Origin of the sequence: Streptomyces sp. NPDC096193, assembly GCF_040302905.1 — a bacterium.
Lineage (GTDB): Bacteria > Actinomycetota > Actinomycetes > Streptomycetales > Streptomycetaceae > Streptomyces.
The window spans coordinates 12,892-30,228 of record NZ_JBEOSJ010000015.1 but is presented as its reverse complement, the minus strand read 5'-3'; the positions used below and the strand labels follow the sequence as shown (position 1 = coordinate 30,228).

Here is a 17,337-nt window from a genome sequence, read left to right as displayed (position 1 = left end):
ACGTCCGTCTCCTCCAGGCCTCGTCAGGCCCTCCCGTCGAGGCCCTCCCGAACACCGTGCCGCACCCGACCTGGCAGCACCAGTGAAAAGTTGTGGGGTCAGCGTTAAGCTCTGCTACATGCTCGATGTGCGCAGGATGCAGGTCCTCAGGGCGGTCGTCACCAGTGGCTCGGTCACTGCCGCGGCCGCGAACCTCGGCTACACGCCGTCCGCCGTCAGCCAGCAGGTCGCGGCCCTGGAGAAGCAGGCCGGTGCCGCGCTGCTGGAACGCGTCGGCCGGGGAGTCCGGCCGACTGCCGCCGGACGGCTGCTCACCGAGCACGCCGACGTCATCAGCAGGAACATCGCCGAGGCGGAGACCGCTCTCGCCGATCTGCGGGAGGGTCGCACGGGGCGGCTGGCCGTGCGGTACTTCGCCACCGCCGGGGGCACGATCGTCGCGCCGGCGCTCGCCGACCTGCGCCGTACGCATCCGGGGGTGCAGATCGACCTCAAGCTGATCGACCCGGAGGACCCGCTGCCCGAGGTGAAACACGGTCGCGCGGACCTCGCCGTCGTCGTCCAGTTGCCGGGCCAACCGCGCGAGGACGTCCGGCTCGTCCATCTCCTCGACGACCCCTACCGTGCCGTCCTGCCCAAAGGGCACCCGCTCGCGGCCCGGAGGGTCATTGATCTGGCCGACCTCGCAGGGGAACGGTGGATCGGCAGCGAATGGCCGGGGCCCTGCCTCGATGTCGTCCTCGGAGCCTGCGCAGCGGCCGGATTCACGCCCGACATCGTGGTGCAGAGCGAGGACTACGCCACCGCCCAGGGCTTTGTCGCCGCCGGCCTCGGCGTGGGGCTCATGCCGCTCATCGGTCTCGGCAACCGCCACCCCGGCGTCGTCGTGCGCAAGGTCCGCAGGCCCGAACCAGTACGGGCGATCCACGCGGCGGTACGGGAGAGCTCACTGTCCCAGCCCGCCCTTCGTGCCCTGCTCGACGCCTTGCGGCAGGCGGCGCAGCAGTAGGCCCGGGCACCCCTCCGAAGGGGACCCGGGCCCACTGGGCGAGCTGTCGGAGCGTCAAGGCTGCGCGGTCAGCTGGAAACTCTGCGCCGCCGAGTTGTCGCAGGCACGCTGCACCAACTGCACACTGTTCGCTGAACCGCCCGTCGTGCTCAGGCATTTGCCACTGTGCCGGGCTGTGAAGTGGTAGCGCCCGGGCGCCTCCCGCACCGGCAGCCACTGCTGATTGCCGCCGCCGCTGTAGGACCACAGCTGCACCGGCGCGTTGTCCGCCACCGACACACCCGTCACGTCGATCACCTGCTGGGGATTGCCCCGTATCCCGATCCTCGTGTAGCCGCTGTCCGTCGTACGGAACTGGAACTGCTGAGCCGCGGTCCCGTTGCAGGTGTACTGCTGGATCGCGGTCCCGTTGGCCGTGGCGGCCGACCGCGCGTCGGCGCAGGCGCCGTTCGCGTTGTTGGTCAGCGAGTACCACGCCGTCTCGGAGATCGGATCGGTCGGTGCCGGATCGCCGCCCGCGCCGCCGAGCCACTTCAGCCCGTCGATCAGGAAGCGATTCTGTGTGGCGCTCGCGAACGTCGACGACAACGGCTGGTTGGTGGCGTAGTCCATCGCGTTGTGCCCGAAGTTCGCGTACAGCATCTTGTACTGGGTGTTGGTCCACAGGATTGGGTAGTAGCCGCTGTACCAGGTCTGGTTGGGGTCCGTCCCCAGCGGGAAGCTCGACGGGTCCACCGATGCCAGGACCTTGATGTTCTGGTTGTTGCGTAGATCGTTCGACCAGCTGTACCACTCGCTCACCGACGAGGTGAACGTCGCGGGCAGCCCTGTGGTCGAAGGATGGGTCCGGTCCTCCGTCCGCAGCACCGAGGTCGTCGGACCCCAGGTGTTCGACCGGAAGTTCCCGCTCCCGAGGAACTGGTTGTAGTACCAGGGCCACGCGGCCGCGTTCGTGGTGAACGCCGAGACATGGAAGCCCATCCAGCCGCCGCCCGCACGCATGTAGCGTTCGAAGCCGGCCCGCTGGGCCGCCGACTGGGGTGCGTCGTCCAGGAACAGCACCACCTGGTACTCATTGACCCCGCCGTTCGCCAACAGTTCCCAGTTGGTGGTGGCCGTGTAGCTGAAGTTGTTCTGCGCGGCCGTGCGCGGGAACCACTCGTTGGCTTCCTTGACGAAGTTGATGTGTGCCGCGTCCCAGGTGCCGTTGTAGAAGGCGATCACCTTGAAGGCGGGGGCCTGGGGGCCGGCGTGTGCCGGGACGGTCGTGACCCCGGCCAGCATCGCCAGCAGAATCAGCAGCCTCGCTCCGAGCCGCCTCACGGGTAGCTCACCAGGTTGGCCACGTTGGTGGACGAGTTGGACGGGCCGCCCCTGTCGTTGATGACATGCCGGATGGTTCCGGTGCCGCCGAGCGAGACGGTCACCATGTTCTGGAACCGCACATTGGGGTTGTTGGGAACCTCGAAGGCGCGCTCCGCGGTCACGCTGTTGTTGACGTTGAAGAAGCAGTAGCTGCCGAGTCCGTAGGCCTGGTGGCTGGTGACACTGTTGGCGACCTTGTACGCCGCGTAGCCTTGGGTCGAACCGTTCATCCAGGCCGCCTGGTTGGGCGGGTCGTACGGCATCTCGTTCTGGTAGAAGTACGTCCGGCCGCCGTTGCCGTTCCAGATGGTCTGGTGCTTCTGGTAGTGCTCCACGAACAGGCCGTACATGGTCACGTTGTCGCCGTTGACGACGAGTCCCGTGTCCGCGGTGTTGGTGTTCCAGCCGATGCCGCTGCCGTGGTCGCCGCGCCAGATCCACATGTGGTCGCCGATGACGTGGTCACTGTTGACCACGAGGCTCGTCGTCGCCTTGCCCACGGCCGCTCCGCCGACACGGAAGTAGACGTCGTGCAGGGAGGTGGGGTTGGCGGAGTGGTTCGCCGCGGCGCCGGCCGGGCCGACCTCCATCAGGGTCTGCGAGTTGGTCGTACCGGCGTCGAAGAGGACACCCGCGACCTTCACCCCGTCGACATCGGCGACCGTCATCGCCGTGATGCCGTTGTCCGGGATGAACGTGGCCAGGCCCAGACCGAGGACGACGGTGTCGGGACGGGTCACCCGAAGCGTCTGGTTCAGGTGGTAGACACCGGGGGTGACCAGGAGGTTCTTGCCCTCCGCCAGTGCGGCGTTGATCTGCGCGGCGGTCGCTCCCGGCTTGACGACGAAGAACTGGTCCATGCCGAGCGAGCTGCCTCCGGCGCTTCCGCCGGCCCAGGTGGTGGCGGAGGAGTTGGACCGCAGGGAGGGGACGAACACCTTGTAGGCGCCCGCACTGTCCACGTACAGGAACGGCTTCTCCCGGACCGTCGGGGTCTGGTTCACCGTCGTGTAGGGCGGGTTGGGGAAGCTGTTGCCCGGCACACCCTGGCTGCCGACGAAGACCATGTTCCAGTTCGACCCGTTCCAGCTGCCGAGCTGGGAGTTGCGGGTCAGCCACTGTTGCTGGGTGCCGGACCGCACCTGGCCGTCGACCTTGCTGTCGGCCATGAATCCGCCGCTGGCCCAGCCGCCGTCGTCCAGCGCCAGATTGCCGCGGACGTGCATGCGCCGGTAGGCGGAGGCCTGGGACACCGCCCACCGGTCGGTGCCGCCCGTCGGGTTCACCGACAGGTTCTCGGCGCCGCGCCAGAAGTTGTGGGTGGCGTTCTGCGGCGGGAACCAGTCGGCCTCGACGTGCACCGCGCCGTTGATGGTCACCGAGTCGGGCGACTGGCCGAGACCGAGGACCTGGGTGTAGAAGCCGACGTTGACGTCGTTGCTGTACGTACCCGGCTTGAACATCACCGCGTAGCGCTGCGGTCCGAACTGGTTCTTCTCCTGCTGCTGGAAGATCGAGTTCAGCCTGCTCTGAATCGTCGACGACGGCATGGACGGGTCGAAGACGACCACGTTCGGACCGAGATCGACATCACCGGGCGCGGTGCTCACAGGTGCCACCTGGAAGCGCTGTGCGGCCGTGCCGTTGCAGGTGTACTGCACGAGTTGAACGCCGTCGGCCGTCGAGGCGGACGGGACGTCCAGACACTTGCCGCTGTGCCGGTTGACGAAGTGGTAGGCGCCGGCTCCCTCATCGACGGCCTGCCACTGCTGGTTGTTGCCGCCGCCGTACGTCCACAGGTGCACGGCCGCGTTGTCGGCGGAGGAAGTGTCGCTCACGTCCACGACCTGACCGGCGTCGTTGCGGTGGTTGATCCGCACGAAGCCGTCGCTCGTGGGTGTGAAACTCCACTGCTGCGCGGTGCTGCTGTTGCAGGCGTACTGCTGCACGGCGGTGCCGTTCACGGTCGCGGCCGAGCGCGCGTCCAGGCACTTGCCGCTGCCGCCGTTGACCACCGTGGACCAGCCGGCCGGCAGTGCGGCGGCCGCCTCGGCGGCGCGGGGAGTGGCGGCCTGGGTGGGCTGGACCGCGGTGAGGACCGAGGCGGCCGAAGCCGCGACCACGAAGGCCGCGACCCAGGGTCTCGTGACACGGGCCGGGACGGGACTGCGGCGATCCGCTCGGGGCGTTCGCAGGGATCGGAGCACGGTTTCTCCTGTGCCGACTGCACGGCGTGGGTGGGGGGTCGATCAGGGGAGGGGAAGGTCAGCCGTTGTACTGCGCGAAAACGCGGGTGAAGTCCCACGGCTGCTGGGACACGCCCGAGCAGGTGTCGGCCCCGCCGCCGGTGCAGGGGCGGTCACGGTTGACCGACCAGAAGGTCAGCCGTGCGAGATGCCGTTGCTGGGCGTAGCCGAGGATGGTGCGGAAGTCGGCGACGGTCACCGTCTCGTTGTTGTCGGTGATGCCGTTCATCGAGGAGATGCCCGTGTGCCGGTACGCCTGGTCGTCGGAGTAGCCGTAGGCACTCTTGACCGTGTTCTTCAGGCCCTCGGCGGCCCGGACGGTGAGCTGGCCCATGTTCTGGCCCGCGCCGCCGAAGTTGAAGGGCATGATCGCCCAGCTGTCCACGGTCAGGCCGGATGCGGCGGCCTTGCGGATCAGACTGTCGTCGGGGCCGTTCTGGCCGGTGCCGAAGGTGACGAACACCTTGATGCCGGGGTTGGTGGCCTTGACGGTCTTCAGCGCGTCGACCGTGCGCTGCTGGACGGTCGGACTGTCGTACGCCGCGGCCTCGATGTCGATGTCGATCGCCTTGAGGCCGTAGGCGTTGATGACCTTCTGGTACGCCGCGGCCAGCTCACCCGCGCTGCCGCAGGAGCTCTCCAGCTTGTTGCCGCTCCATCCGCCGAAGGACGGGATCACGTCTCCGCCGGCGCCGCGGACGGTGTTGATCGTCTGCTGGTCCACCCCGCCGGTCAGCGGCCTGCCGCCGTCCCACTGCGGGTTGCAGTAGCCGTTGCTGAGCACGAAGGCCAGCGTGAACCACTTGACGCCGGTCGCGTTCATCACGGTGGTCGGGCTCGGCGGGCTGCCCCAGCCGTTGTAGAGGTACGGCGCCACGGCCATGGGCCCGGTGGGCGCCGGGTTCTCCCCGCCTCCGGGCGCGGTCCACTTCTGGTTGGCGGCGCCCGTGCAGGTCCATATCTGCAGGCGGGTGCCGTTGGCCGAGCTGTTGCCGGTGGCGTCCAGGCACTTGTTGGCCTGCGGGTTGACGATGTCACGGGCCGCGCCGACCGACCACTGCTGGGCCGCGCTGCCGTTGCAGTCCCACAGCTGGATCCGGGTGCCGTCGGCCGTGCCCGCGGAGGTGATGTCGAGGCATTTGCCGAGTGCGCGGATGGTGCCGTCCGTGCCGACGTTCCACTGCTGGGCGGCGGTGCCATTGCAGTCGTAGAGCTGGACGGCGACGCCGTTGGAACTGCTCGCGCCGGCGACGTCCACGCACTTGCCGCCGATACCGGTGATCTGACCCGTCGCGGCGGGGGCGCCGCTCGCGGGACTACCGGTCAGTCCGGTGACCAGGGCCGCGGCCGCGGCCGTGCCCAGCACCCCGCGCATCGCGGGCCTGCGGAGAAGTCCTGTGGTCATCGGGTCACCGCCCACTTCTGGTTCGCCGTGCCGGTACAGGTCCATATCTGCAGGCGGGTGCCGTTGGCCGAACTGCCGCCGGCGGCGTCGAGGCACTTGTTGGCCTGGGGGTTGACGATGTCCTGGACCGCGGGGACGGCCCATTGCTGGGCCGCACTGCCGTTGCAGTCCCACACTTGGACGGGAGTTCCGTCGGCGGTGCCTCCGGACGCCACGTCCAGGCACTTGCCGAGTGCGCGGATGGTGCCGTCGGAGCCCACGGTCCAGCGCTGCGCGTCGCTGCCGTTGCAGTCGTAGAGCTGGACGGGAGTGCCGTTGGCGTTGTTTGCGCTGGGCACGTCGACGCATTTGCCGCCGACGCCCGTGATCGGACCGCCGCCACCCGGAGCGCTGTTGTCGGTGCTGACCCGGACGTAGTCGACGAGGAGCTGCTGGGGGAAGACCGTGCTGCCGTTGGGGTCCCCGGGCCAGTAGCCGCCGACCGCGAGATTGAGGATCAGGAAGAAGGGCTTGTTGAAGACCCACTGCCGTCCGCCGAGGTCGGCGGGCGTGCGCCGCTGGTAGACGTTGCCATCGACGGACCAGGTGATCGCGTTCGGGCTCCAGTCGACGGCGAAGGTGTGGAAGGCGTCGGCGAACGCCTGACCGCCGGGCAGCGTGTACCCGGCGCCGATGCCGCCCGATCCGGAGTAGCCCGGGCCGTGCAGGGTGCCGTGGACCGTGGACGGCTCGAAGCCCACGTTCTCCATGACGTCGATCTCGCCGGAGTTCGGCCAGCCGACCTGACCGATGTCGTTGCCCAGCATCCAGAAGGCGGGCCACATGCCCTGCCCGCGCGGGATCTTCATCCGCGCCTCGACGCGGCCGTACGTCGTGGTGAACTTGCCGGCGGTGTTCAGCCGGGCCGAGGTGTACTCACAACGCCCGTACCAGCACTGGTAGTTGCCCGGGTTCTCACGGCGGGCGGTGATGGCCAGATGGCCCTGTCCGTCGAGAGCGGCGTTGCGGTTGCCCGCGGTGTAGTACTGCCGCTCGTGATTGTTGACGTTGTCGCCCGTCTCGATCTGCCACTTTCCGCCGTCGACGGCCGCGCCTGCGGGTCCGTTGAACTCGTCGGAGAAGGTGACGGCGGCCGCTGAGGCCGCGGCGGCGGGAGGGGCGGGCGGCTTCGCTGCGGGCGAGGTCGCCCCCTGCGCGAGTCCGGTGGACAGCGACGCGAAGGTGAGGAGCGAGGCGACGGACAGCACCAGTCGCCGGGATAAGCGCGGGGAGTCCATGACTCTCCCTTCCGGGAGCACGACGAGGGGAGTGTCTGCTATGGCATGCATATGACAGACAGGGGCGCAAGTGGAACCGAGTGGTTGCTGCGCCGACCGGGGGTGGGGGGTAGCAAGTGGAGCTGGGGGGTGCTTAGTTCACTACGTGATTTAAGAAGTGAACAAAGGCCCTGTCAAGGGCTTGGTATGGACCACATTCATGAACGGAAGCGCGACTCGTGGACGGGAACGAGGCGGGTCTGTGCTGGCGCCGATATAGCGCGCTTGCAAGTAATGGCGGTTGCAATTATTGTGGACGCTCGTAAGGCGCAGAAGCAATCGTCCGGAGGTTCTCCCCATGCCACTCGCGCTGCTCGCCCTCGCCATCGGAGCCTTCGGGATCGGCACCACCGAGTTCGTGATCATGGGCCTGCTGCCCGAGGTCGCCGCGGACTTCGGGGTCTCGATCCCGACGGCCGGGTTCCTCGTCACCGGCTACGCCCTCGGTGTCGTGATCGGCGCCCCGCTGATGACCGTCCTCGGCACGAAGGTCTCCCGCAAGCGGATGCTCATGGTGCTGATGGGCCTGTTCATCGTCGGCAACGTGCTCTCCGCCGTCGCACCCGTCTTCGGCGTGATGCTCGCCGGCCGCGTCGTCGCCTCGCTCGCGCACGGCGCCTTCTTCGGCATCGGCTCCGTCGTCGCCGCCGACCTGGTGGCCCCCCAGAAGAAGGCCGGCGCCATCGCGATGATGTTCACCGGTCTGACCGTCGCCAACGTCGTCGGCGTCCCGCTCGGCACCTTCGTCGGCCAGAGCGCCGGCTGGCGCGCCACCTTCCTGATCGTCGCCGGCCTCGGCGTCCTCGGACTGCTCGGCGTCGCCAAGCTGGTACCGGAACAGCCCAGGCCCGAAGGCGTACGGCTGCGCCACGAGATCGCCGCGTTCCGCAACGTCCAGGTCCTGCTCGCCATGGCAATGACCGTGCTCGGTTTCGGGGGCGTCTTCGCCGCCATCACCTACATCACGCCGATGATGACCGAGGTGACCGGCTTCGCGGACTCCTCCGTCACCTGGCTGCTGGTCCTGTTCGGGCTCGGCATGGTCGGCGGCAACCTCATCGGCGGAAAGTTCGCGGACCGCGCGCTCATGCCGCTGCTCTACATCTCGCTCGGCGCGCTTTCTCTCGTGCTCGCGCTGTTCACCCTCACCGCCCACAACCCCGTCACCGCGGCGATCACCATCGTCCTCATCGGAGCGCTCGGTTTCGCGACCGTGCCCCCGCTGCAGAAGAGGGTGCTCGACCAGGCCGCGGGTGCGCCCACGTTGGCCTCGGCCGTCAACATCGGCGCGTTCAACCTGGGCAACGCCCTCGCCGCCTGGCTCGGCGGCATGGTGATCGCGGCCGGCTTCGGCTACACCGCCCCGAACTGGGTCGGCGCCGCCCTCGCCGCCTCCGCGCTGGCCCTCGCGGTCCTGGCCCAGATCCTCGAACGCCGCTCACCCGTCACCGGCCAGGTCGTCGCGGCCTCCGCCCCGGAGACGGTCGCCGTTCCCGCCGGACGCCACTGAGCCTCGCGGGCGCCCGGCCGCCGGCAGGCAAACTGATCGCTGCCGATCGCCCCTGACCCCCGCCGGTCGCCCGTGGTCGCCGCCGGACACCACTGAGCCGGTCGCATGACCCCTGGACCACAGTCCCCACCACCGCAGCATCGCCCACCACCGCAAGGAGCCACCCATGACCACCCGCACCACAACCACCGCCGTCGCGCCGCTGACCACGCAGGACGCGGAGATCCTCGTCGAGGCCGCCCGCAGCGCGGCCGAGTCCGCCGGCGTCACCGTCGCGGTCTCCGTTCTGGACGCGGGCGGCCATCCGCTGGCCTTCCGCCGCGACGACCGGGCCGTCCTCATCGCCGGTGAGACCAGCACCCGCAAGGCGTACACAGCCCTCCAGCTGAACGCCCCGACGGCGGACCTCGTCGACGCCGTGCGGCCCGGCGGCCTCTTCCACACCCTTCCGACCGCTCTCGACAAGCCGCTGTTGTTCATTGCCGGAGGTGTCCCCGTCCAGCGCGACGGTCGTCTGATCGGCGCGATCGGTGTCGGCGGGGGAGCGCCGGAGCAGGACCACGGTTTCGCGACGGCGGCCGTGGACACGCTCGCCCGCGCCTCGACAGCGGCGGTGGACGCACTCACCCGCGGGTAACCGCCGTCGCGCGCGGTACGCACATCGCACCACCGGTGCGGGGTCGCGGGCCGCACCGCTCACCAACGGTGCGGGTCGCGGACCGTTCTCCGAGCGGCGGTTGACGAGGACCCGTTCAGATGGGGCTTCTTGCCCAGCAGCGCGTCCATTCCGCTGACGCGCAGGGGTGGTTGTCGAGCCTCAGCAGTGAGGTCGTCCCGTCCGCGGGCCCGCCGGGGAAGCGGCTCCAGAAGTCGAAGCCGAGCGGCGGCGGCGCGGAACCGTTCGCGGATTCGCGTCCGTGTCCCGGCGTCCTCGCTCCACTCCATCGCACAGTCCGCGAGGGTGACGTCGTGGGCCGGGCCCCAGGAGAAGCAGGTCGCACAGGGCGTCCGGGCCGGATGGCCACCTCGGACCGCGATGGGCCGGTCACATCGGGGCGCGGACGACGCCTTGCGGGCGCGCCGGGTGAAGCCGCCCCGCCGGGTAGCCGGCGCATGGCGGGCCCGTCACCGGGCCCGCCATCGCGCGGTCACGGCAGGGCCGGGACCTCGGGGGCGACCGCGGTGGCGGGCAGCGCGGGCGTCGCCGGGAGCGCGGCTGTCTCCGCCGGTGCCGCGGCCGGAGCGCTGATGCCCGAGAGCAGACCGGTCACCGTGCCGAGCACGGTGTCGAGCAGACCGGTGACGACACCCAGCAGCGAGCCGACCAGGTCCGTGAGGCCGGACGTGACGGCGCCCAGCAGATCGTCGAGTGTCTTCTGCAGATCGGCCAGGGCGTCCTCGACCGCGTCCGCGCGGACGGCACGGTCCGTACGGTTCATCTCCAGAGTGGCCATGGCCACCTGCAGGTTGGTCTTGTGCTTGATGGCCGTCGCGAGCGGCATGCGCCCGGCGTCGGTCGCCAGCACATCGGTGAGGAAGTCGGTCATCGCCGGCGGCACGCCGTGCGTGTGACGCATGACCTCGACCTGCCGGCTCAGCTCGGTGGCGCCCGGGATGGCGGACTGGGCCGCGGCCGCGGCGGGGACGGTATCGGGTACGGAGGTCACTGCGGCCGCGGGGCCGACCGCCGTGAAAACAAGTGCAGCACACAGGGCGGGCGGCACCAGAACGCGGGTCACCGATGTGAGACGCATGCAGGGTTCCTTCCAGAGATGGGACTGTCTCTCGCTCACCGTGTAAAGGCGCTCGACCCCGCGCAACCGCGAACCGTACCGCCGATCGGGCGGATCCGAGCCCGTAGGCAGGCTCTGACCAGCGGTTTTCCATTCGCTCGCCCCCGAGTTGCGCCTGCTGCATCCGTGTGAGTCCGCCGTCCCGCTGCTCAGCCGAACGTCGGCTCGGGCGCCACCCCCGGGAAGTACGCCTCGCCTCCGCCGAGTGCCGTCTGCGTATAGGTCATCCACATCCCGGCGGGGTGTCCCTCCCCGGCGTTCGGCAGCGGTATCTGCTTGTGCGTGGTGGCGTTCTCGCCGAACAGCCCGATCGTCGTGAGCAGTTCCTCGGTCGAGCCGACGAACCACTCGGCCTTGCCGTCGTCACTGCGGCCGGACTTCTGTACGACCTCCTGCCGGCCGTCCTCGGTCCACATCGACGGCACGGCATCACGCCGGCCCGGAGCCCGGCTGAGGACGTCGGTGACCGTATCGGCCGCCAGTGAGCTGATGGCGCTGCCGCCGACCGGGTCAGGCAGCGGTGTGACCTCGCCGTCCCGCTGGGCCGACTTCACGATGGACGGGGTGACCTTCTTCCCGTCGTGCCGGAAGGCGGCGTAGACACCCGCGATCTTCAGCGGACTGGCCCCCATGAGACCGAGGGACAGGGCCTTCGGCGAGGCGACATCGCTCGGCTTCAGGTCCATGCCGAGGGCGTTCGCGGTGTCCACGACCGCATCGTCGTCCGCCGGTGGGCGCTCACCGGCCTTGGCCTCCATCGACGCCGCCACGGCGACGGGCTCGAACAGGGGGCCGACCTGGTAGTCGGCGCGCGTGGCGTTGCTGATGTACTGCCGCATGTAGTCCCGACCGCCGTAGAGGGCGACGACATGGCCGTTCCTCGGGTCCATCGACACCGCTCCCGCCTGGATGTTCTTGTCCAGCGCAGGCCCGCCGGGTGCGCCGCCCGCCGCGGAGACCGTCTTCTCCAGGGCCTTCTGCTTGCGGGGGTCGACGGTGAGCGTGATCCGCCAGCCGCCACCGGCCAGCTCCTGCTCGCTCACCCCGGACGCCATCAGTTCGCGCCGGGCCGCTTCCACGAGATACCCGGTCTGCCCGGAGAGCCCAGCCGTCGGAGAACCCGCCACGGGCACGGGGAACTTCATCTGTCCGCGCACGGTTTTGTCCAGCCAGCCCTGGCCGACCATGTTGTCGAGCACGTAGTTCCAGCGCTGGGTGACGAGGCGCTTGCCCTCCGGGCCGGCGATCGCCCAGTCGTACTGGCTCGGAGCCTGCAACAGCGCGGCGAGATAAGCACCCTGTTCCACCGTCAGCCGCTCGACCTCCCGGTGGTAGTAGGCCCGGGCGGCCGCCTGGATGCCGTACGCCTGGCGTCCGTAGTAGCTGCTGTTCAGATATCCGGCGAGGATGTCGGACTTGGAGTTCCGCTGGTCGACCTTGAGCGAGATGATCAGTTCCTTGACCTTGCGGGTCACGGTCTGTTCCTGGCTCAGGTAGTAGTTCTTCACATACTGCTGGGTGATGGTCGAACCGCCCTGTGTGCCACGGCCGGTGACGGTGTTCAGGATGCCGCGTGCCGTGCCCGAGAAGGAGACACCGGAGTCGGTGTAGAAGTCCTTGTTCTCGGCGGCGACGAAGGCGAGCCGGACGTTCTCCGGCACCCGGTCGATCGGGACCGTCTCGCGGTTGATCTCGCCGGTCCGGGCGAGCCGGCTGCCGTCGCTGAAGAGGTACACATTGCTCTGCGCCTTGGCCAGGTCATTGGCCCGCGGAATGTCGATCGCGGTGTACAGGACGGCGAACGCACCTGTGAGCAGGGCGCATACGGTGACGAGAGCGGCGAGCGCCTTCCGCCACGTGAGGAGCCGGCGCAGCCCGCGCCGTTTGCCTTCCTTCGGCCGCGGGGACCGGTTCCGGCACCGCCGCGTGAGCGCCCGGCCGCGCCGCCGTGAGCGCCGGCCGGATTCCTCCGCGACCGCTCTGAGCGAACCTGTCCGGTCGACCTCGCCCGCGTTCCGCAACTCCGCTGTCCGGTCAGGACTCCCACTGGTTCGCATGGCGCCATCCTCAGCGCCGAAGATCTTCGGAAACCCAAAGCGAGCCATCGACTCTGCCTCGGAGATGTATCAGCCGTGTATCGGCCCCTTCGGAGGAAGGTGCAGGGTCGCCACCGCACCGCCGTCGGCAGCGTTGGCGAACGCCAGTTCCGCCCCGATCACATGGGCCTGGCCGATGGCGATGGTCAGTCCCAGGCCATGGCCGGTACCGCGCTCGCGTGCGCCCGTGCGGAACCGCTGCGGACCGTCGTCGAGCAGGGTGTCCGGATAGCCGCGTCCTCGGTCCCGTACCGTCACGGTCCGTCCGTCCGCGGCGACGGTGACCGTGACCGGACGGCAGCCGTGCCGGTGCCCGTTGACGATCAGATTCGTCAGGATGCGCTCCAGCCGGCGCGGATCGGTCCACATCTCGGCCGTCGGTGCACCGTCCTCCACGACAAGTTCGACCGGCTCCGTCGGCAGCCCGTGAAGCGTCGTGATGTCCTCGACGAGGCAGCTGAGCCGGCACGGCGACAGATCGGCCTCCTCCGCCCCGGCGTCGAGGCGGGAGATCTCCAGCAGATCCTCGACGAGGGCGGCGAGAACACGCACCCGGTCGCGCACGAAGGAGGCTGCTTCGCCCTCGGGGAGCAGTTCCGCCGCCGTGACCAGACCCATCAGCGGGGTGCGCAGTTCGTGCGCGACGTCCGCCGTGAACCGCTGCTCGCTGCGCAGCCGTTGTTGGAGCGCCGCGGCCATCGTGTCGACGGCGGCGGAGATCTCGGCGATCTCGTCCCTGGGCCGGGGCGGCGCCTCGATACGGGCGTCGAGGTCCCCGGCCGCGATGCGCCGGGCCGTGCCGGCGGCGGACCGCAGCCGCCGGCTCATGCCCCCGGCGATGATCACGCCGAGCGGCAGCACGGCCGCGGTCGTCAGCGCGCCGGCCCAGGCGATCGTGGTGTCCAGCGCGCTGATGTCCCGCAGTGTCGTCGTCATGTCGATCCGTACGGAAAGCACTTGCTCGCCCGCGGGACGAGCGGCCCACATGGCCGGACCCGTGGGCCGGGTGGAGAACTCCGTCCCCTGGTGGCCTCGGTCCGCGATCCCCCGTAGCCCGGCGGGCAGCCCGGGAGCGTCGAGCACGGCGCCCGTGCCCTCGACCGTGCCCGTACGGGCGTAGGTGACCGCGGCCCGGTCGAGCGTGGTGCGTGCGGCGTCACGCGCCTGGGTGAGTTCGCGGTCGCGCGAGGCGTGATGCACGAGGACACCGACCGCGGCGGCGACCGAGCAGATCGCGGCGGCGACCAGAGCGGCGATACGCCATCTCAGCGGCATGTCAGCGCCGGAACTTGTAGCCGAAACCGCGGACCGTCTCGATCCGGTCGGACCCGATCTTCGCCCGCAGCCGCTGCACATGGAGGTCCACGACCCGGGTGTCGCCGTGCCAGGCGTGGTCCCACACCCGGCTGAGAAGCGTCCGGCGTTCGAGCACCACCCCCGGGGAGGCGGCGAATTCGAGCAGCATGCGCAGTTCGGTGGGGGTGAGGGCGACGGGCTCCCCGCCGCGGAGCACATCCATGCCGCGGGTGTCGATGGTCAGTTCGCCGAAGACGAGCACCGCGGTCTCCGGAGTCGTGTCGGGGACCGGAGTGAAGGAGGCACGGCGCAGCAGGGAGCGGATACGGGCCACGAGCACCGCGCTCTCGCAGGGTTTGACGACATAGTCGTCGGCGCCGGCCTCCAGTCCCGAGACGACGTCGAGGGAGTCGCCGCGCGCGGACATCATGAGGATCGGGGCGAGGCTGAACTCCCGGATACGGCGGCAGAGTCCGATGCCGTCGAGGTGCGGCAGCATCACGTCGAGGAGCAGCAGATCCGGCTTCCGGTCCCGGAAGATCTCCAGGCCGGTCAGGCCGTCGGCGGCCGTGGAGACGGTGAAGCCGTACCGCTCCAGCAGCATGCGGAGGGTGCTGCGGATGACCTCGTCGTCCTCGACGAGCAGCAGATGCGCCTCGTCGGCCGTGCCGGGGGATATGTGGGGGCTGCTCATCATGGCGTCCTGGTCGGGGGGATCGGTGTCGCGGGGTTCGAGGGGACCGGTGTCGCATCGGCCGGGGGCTGGGGTGTCACGGAGGACTCACCGTCGCCGAGCGCGTCCTGCGGTGCGGTCGCGACGAGTTCGGTGCCGTTCCAGCGGTAGCGGGTGGTGAAGCGGCCGTCCTTGCCGGTCGAGGAGAGGATCAGGTCGTTGCCGAAGGTCACGCCCGTGGCGCCGATGGTGTTCCAGCTGATGAGGATCGGCCGCACGGACGTGCCGAACGCCCGGTAGACCTGGACCAGCGTCAGGCCGCCGACCGGATCGTCGAGGGCCACCACCAACTCGTTCTTTCCGTCGTCGGTGAGGTCCCGGTACACGGGTGTGCGCAGGCCGCAGCTGCCGCCGGGACAGTTCCGGAGGGCGGTGCGCACGAGTTGGGGGACGTTCGGGTCCTGCTCCAGCAGCCGGAGGACGGAAACCCGCCGGAGGTCACCGGCGGGCACGTCGATGCCCTTGACGTTCACGTAGCGCCGGTAGGGGGCGGTGCTCTCGCCCTCCTCGGGGGTGGGTCCCGAGTACTGGGGCCACAGCGGTGAAGCGGAGACGGGCGGCGCCACCTGGGGGGCGGCGCCGTCGTCGCGAGCGCCGGTGTCGGCCGCGCACCCGGCGATGCCCGCGGCACTCGCGCAGACGGCGAGAGCGGCCAGCACCGGGCGCCGGAAGCGGTGGAGGCCGGTGCGGCGGGGGGAGTGGCGCATAGGCCCATCACCCTACCGGCGGGGACACCGGGCCCCTCCGGTAGGTACGGGAGGGGCCGGGGTACCGAGGGCTGCCGGCGCCGGTTGCCGATGGTCCGTGGACGGGGTGCCGCAGACGGCCGTGCGGCCGTCTGCGGTCGGAGGTCGCGCGGCCGAGGGCTGCGGGCGTCAGTACCCGATGGTCCGTGGACGGGGTGCCGCAGCGGCCGTGCGGCCGGTACCGCCGGCGGCCGGGAGCCGGGTTACCAGCGGTGGTGGACCAGCGCGCGGATCCGGCGGTCGTACAGATCGCGCACCGCGTCCAGCGTGACCTGCGGCAGTGGGTTCAGTGCCGCCGCCGCGGCGTTGGAGCGCGCCTGTCCCGCGGACCTGGCGCCCGGGATGACGCTGGTGACACCGGGCTGCTGGATGATCCACCGCAGGGCGGTGCCGGCCGGTGTCGCTCCCTCGGGAGCGAGCGCGGCGAACTCGGCCGCGGCCTCGACACCCGTGCCGTAGTCGACGCCGGAGAAGGTCTCGCCCTGGTCGAAGGCCTCACCGTCCCGGTTGTACGTACGGTGGTCGTCGGCCGCGAAGACCGTGTCCTTGGTGTACTTGCCCGACAGCAGACCGGACGCGAGCGGCACCCGCGCGATGATGCCGACACCCGCCTCCGCGGCGGCGGGCAGGACCTCTTCGAGAGGCTTGAGCCGGAAGGGGTTCACGATGATCTGGACACTCGCCGTGCCCGGCCGTGCGATGGCGGCGAGGGCTTCGGCGCACGTCTCGACGCTGACCCCGTAGGCCGCGATCCGCTTCTCCGCCACCAGGGTGTCGAGCGCGTCGAAGACCGCGTCGGAGGAGTACACGGACGACGGCGGGCAGTGCAGCTGCACCAGATCGAGGGTGTCCACGCCAAGGTTCCGGCGGGAGCGGTCGTTCCAGGCGCGGAAGTTGTCGAGGACGTAGTTCTCGGGGAGCTGGTCGGCGCGGCGTCCCATCTTGGTGGCGACGACGATGCCGGCGTCCGGCCGCTCCCGCAGCCAGCGGCCGATCAGCTGTTCGCTGCGGCCGTCGCCGTACACATCGGCCGTGTCGAAGAAGGTGACGCCCTCGTCCACCGCGGCGTCGAGCACGGCAAGGGCGTCCTCCTCGCGGACATCACCCCAGTCGGCGCCGAGCTGCCACGTGCCCAGCCCCACGACGGAGACGTTCCGACCGGTCCTGCCCAAGACGCGCTGTTCCATGGGCGCCATCCTATGGAGCCGGTTTCGCAGTCAAGCGTCCCGGGGGGTGGGCGGGCACCGGGTATCGGAATCTACCGCTCCGGATCACTACACATAAGGAACGGATAAGGGCAAACTGGAGGAGCGCGGCTCTGCCCGCGCAGTGCGGTCCGACTTGCAGCGAGAAGAAGGAGGCGAGTCGCATGGCCGACGTCTCACACAGGGGAGACCTCGCGGGTCATCCCGACATCAGCGAAATGCAGGACCGCTACGCGCGCATGCTCGGAGGGCGCGATGTGGCCCTGGTGGACGGCCCGGTGTTCCTGGTCGGCCTCGCCTGCGCAGTGTCCCCCTGGGTGGTCCACTTCGCGGGCAACCAGCCGGCACTCGCGATGCACAACCTGATCATGGGCATAGCGATAGCGGTGCTCGCGATCGGGTTCACCGTCATGCCGGAGAGGATGTACGGCCTGAGCGGGGCGATGTGCGCCATGGGCGTGTGGATGATCATCGCACCCTGGATCGTGGGCAGCAGCCCGGACGCGGGAGTGATCTGGACCAACATCATCCTCGGCGGGCTCACGTTCCTGCTGGGGCTGGTCTGCACGGTCGTCGCGATGAGGAGCAGTCGCACCTCGATCTGACCCACCTCCCCG

Annotated in this window: 14 protein-coding genes; 4 read left to right on the top strand and 10 right to left on the bottom strand. The window is 69.8% G+C overall.

Features of this window, described 5'->3' with window-relative positions:
* Nucleotides 1-118 precede the first annotated feature (118 nt).
* Nucleotides 119-1,009 carry a LysR family transcriptional regulator gene (locus ABTX78_RS21770; protein WP_352208438.1) on the top strand — a complete coding sequence of 297 codons (891 nt, stop codon included), beginning with the start codon at nt 119-121 and terminating at the stop codon, nt 1,007-1,009.
* Nucleotides 1,010-1,063: 54 nt separating this feature from the next.
* Here ABTX78_RS21770 and ABTX78_RS21765 read toward each other — a convergent pair whose 3' ends face one another.
* The 4 genes from ABTX78_RS21765 to ABTX78_RS21750 form a co-directional block, all read right to left on the bottom strand.
* Nucleotides 1,064-2,293, bottom strand: coding sequence for a ThuA domain-containing protein (locus ABTX78_RS21765; protein WP_352208573.1), 1,230 nt, complete (start codon nt 2,291-2,293; stop codon nt 1,064-1,066).
* 35 nt (nt 2,294-2,328) lie between these two features.
* On the bottom strand, nt 2,329-4,497 hold the full coding sequence (locus ABTX78_RS21760) for a pectate lyase-like domain-containing protein (protein WP_352208437.1): 2,169 nt from the start codon (nt 4,495-4,497) through the stop codon (nt 2,329-2,331).
* A gap of 142 nt (nt 4,498-4,639) precedes the next feature.
* Nucleotides 4,640-6,025 carry an RICIN domain-containing protein gene (locus tag ABTX78_RS21755; RefSeq protein ID WP_352208436.1) on the bottom strand — a complete coding sequence of 462 codons (1,386 nt, stop codon included), beginning with the start codon at nt 6,023-6,025 and terminating at the stop codon, nt 4,640-4,642.
* Nucleotides 6,022-7,302, bottom strand: coding sequence for a ricin-type beta-trefoil lectin domain protein (locus ABTX78_RS21750; RefSeq protein ID WP_352208435.1), 1,281 nt, complete (start codon nt 7,300-7,302; stop codon nt 6,022-6,024). Before ABTX78_RS21750 ends, ABTX78_RS21755 begins: the two co-directional genes overlap by 4 nt.
* Nucleotides 7,303-7,639: 337 nt before the next feature.
* Between ABTX78_RS21750 and ABTX78_RS21745 the strand changes: the two genes are divergently transcribed.
* Both ABTX78_RS21745 and ABTX78_RS21740 read left to right on the top strand, forming a co-directional pair.
* Complete coding sequence (locus ABTX78_RS21745) at nt 7,640-8,851, top strand: MFS transporter (protein WP_352208434.1); 1,212 nt, start codon at nt 7,640-7,642, stop codon at nt 8,849-8,851.
* A gap of 166 nt (nt 8,852-9,017) precedes the next feature.
* Nucleotides 9,018-9,488 carry a GlcG/HbpS family heme-binding protein gene (locus ABTX78_RS21740; protein ID WP_352208433.1) on the top strand — a complete coding sequence of 157 codons (471 nt, stop codon included), beginning with the start codon at nt 9,018-9,020 and terminating at the stop codon, nt 9,486-9,488.
* 511 nt (nt 9,489-9,999) lie between these two features.
* Here the strand turns inward: ABTX78_RS21740 and ABTX78_RS21735 are convergent.
* From ABTX78_RS21735 to ABTX78_RS21710, 6 genes are all read right to left on the bottom strand, one after another.
* Nucleotides 10,000-10,605: a hypothetical protein gene (locus ABTX78_RS21735; RefSeq protein ID WP_352208432.1), complete on the bottom strand. Its 606-nt coding sequence runs from the start codon at nt 10,603-10,605 to the stop codon at nt 10,000-10,002.
* Nucleotides 10,606-10,793: 188 nt separating this feature from the next.
* Nucleotides 10,794-12,701, bottom strand: coding sequence for a transglycosylase domain-containing protein (locus ABTX78_RS21730; protein ID WP_352208431.1), 1,908 nt, complete (start codon nt 12,699-12,701; stop codon nt 10,794-10,796).
* A 69-nt stretch (nt 12,702-12,770) separates the two neighbouring features.
* Entirely contained in the window at nt 12,771-14,015 is a 1,245-nt protein-coding gene (locus ABTX78_RS21725; RefSeq protein WP_352208430.1) for a sensor histidine kinase, read from the bottom strand.
* A gap of 1 nt (nt 14,016) precedes the next feature.
* Nucleotides 14,017-14,730, bottom strand: a complete 714-nt coding sequence (gene cseB / locus ABTX78_RS21720) for a two-component system response regulator CseB (RefSeq protein ID WP_352208429.1) — start codon at nt 14,728-14,730, stop codon at nt 14,017-14,019.
* A complete protein-coding gene (locus ABTX78_RS21715; RefSeq protein WP_352208428.1) occupies nt 14,730-15,476 on the bottom strand; it encodes a hypothetical protein in 747 nt (248 codons plus the stop codon). Before ABTX78_RS21715 ends, cseB begins: the two co-directional genes overlap by 1 nt.
* A gap of 242 nt (nt 15,477-15,718) precedes the next feature.
* Complete coding sequence (locus tag ABTX78_RS21710) at nt 15,719-16,711, bottom strand: aldo/keto reductase (RefSeq protein WP_352208427.1); 993 nt, start codon at nt 16,709-16,711, stop codon at nt 15,719-15,721.
* 173 nt (nt 16,712-16,884) lie between these two features.
* Between ABTX78_RS21710 and ABTX78_RS21705 the strand changes: the two genes are divergently transcribed.
* On the top strand, nt 16,885-17,325 hold the full coding sequence (locus tag ABTX78_RS21705; RefSeq protein WP_352208426.1) for an SPW repeat protein: 441 nt from the start codon (nt 16,885-16,887) through the stop codon (nt 17,323-17,325).
* Nucleotides 17,326-17,337: the final 12 nt, after the last annotated feature.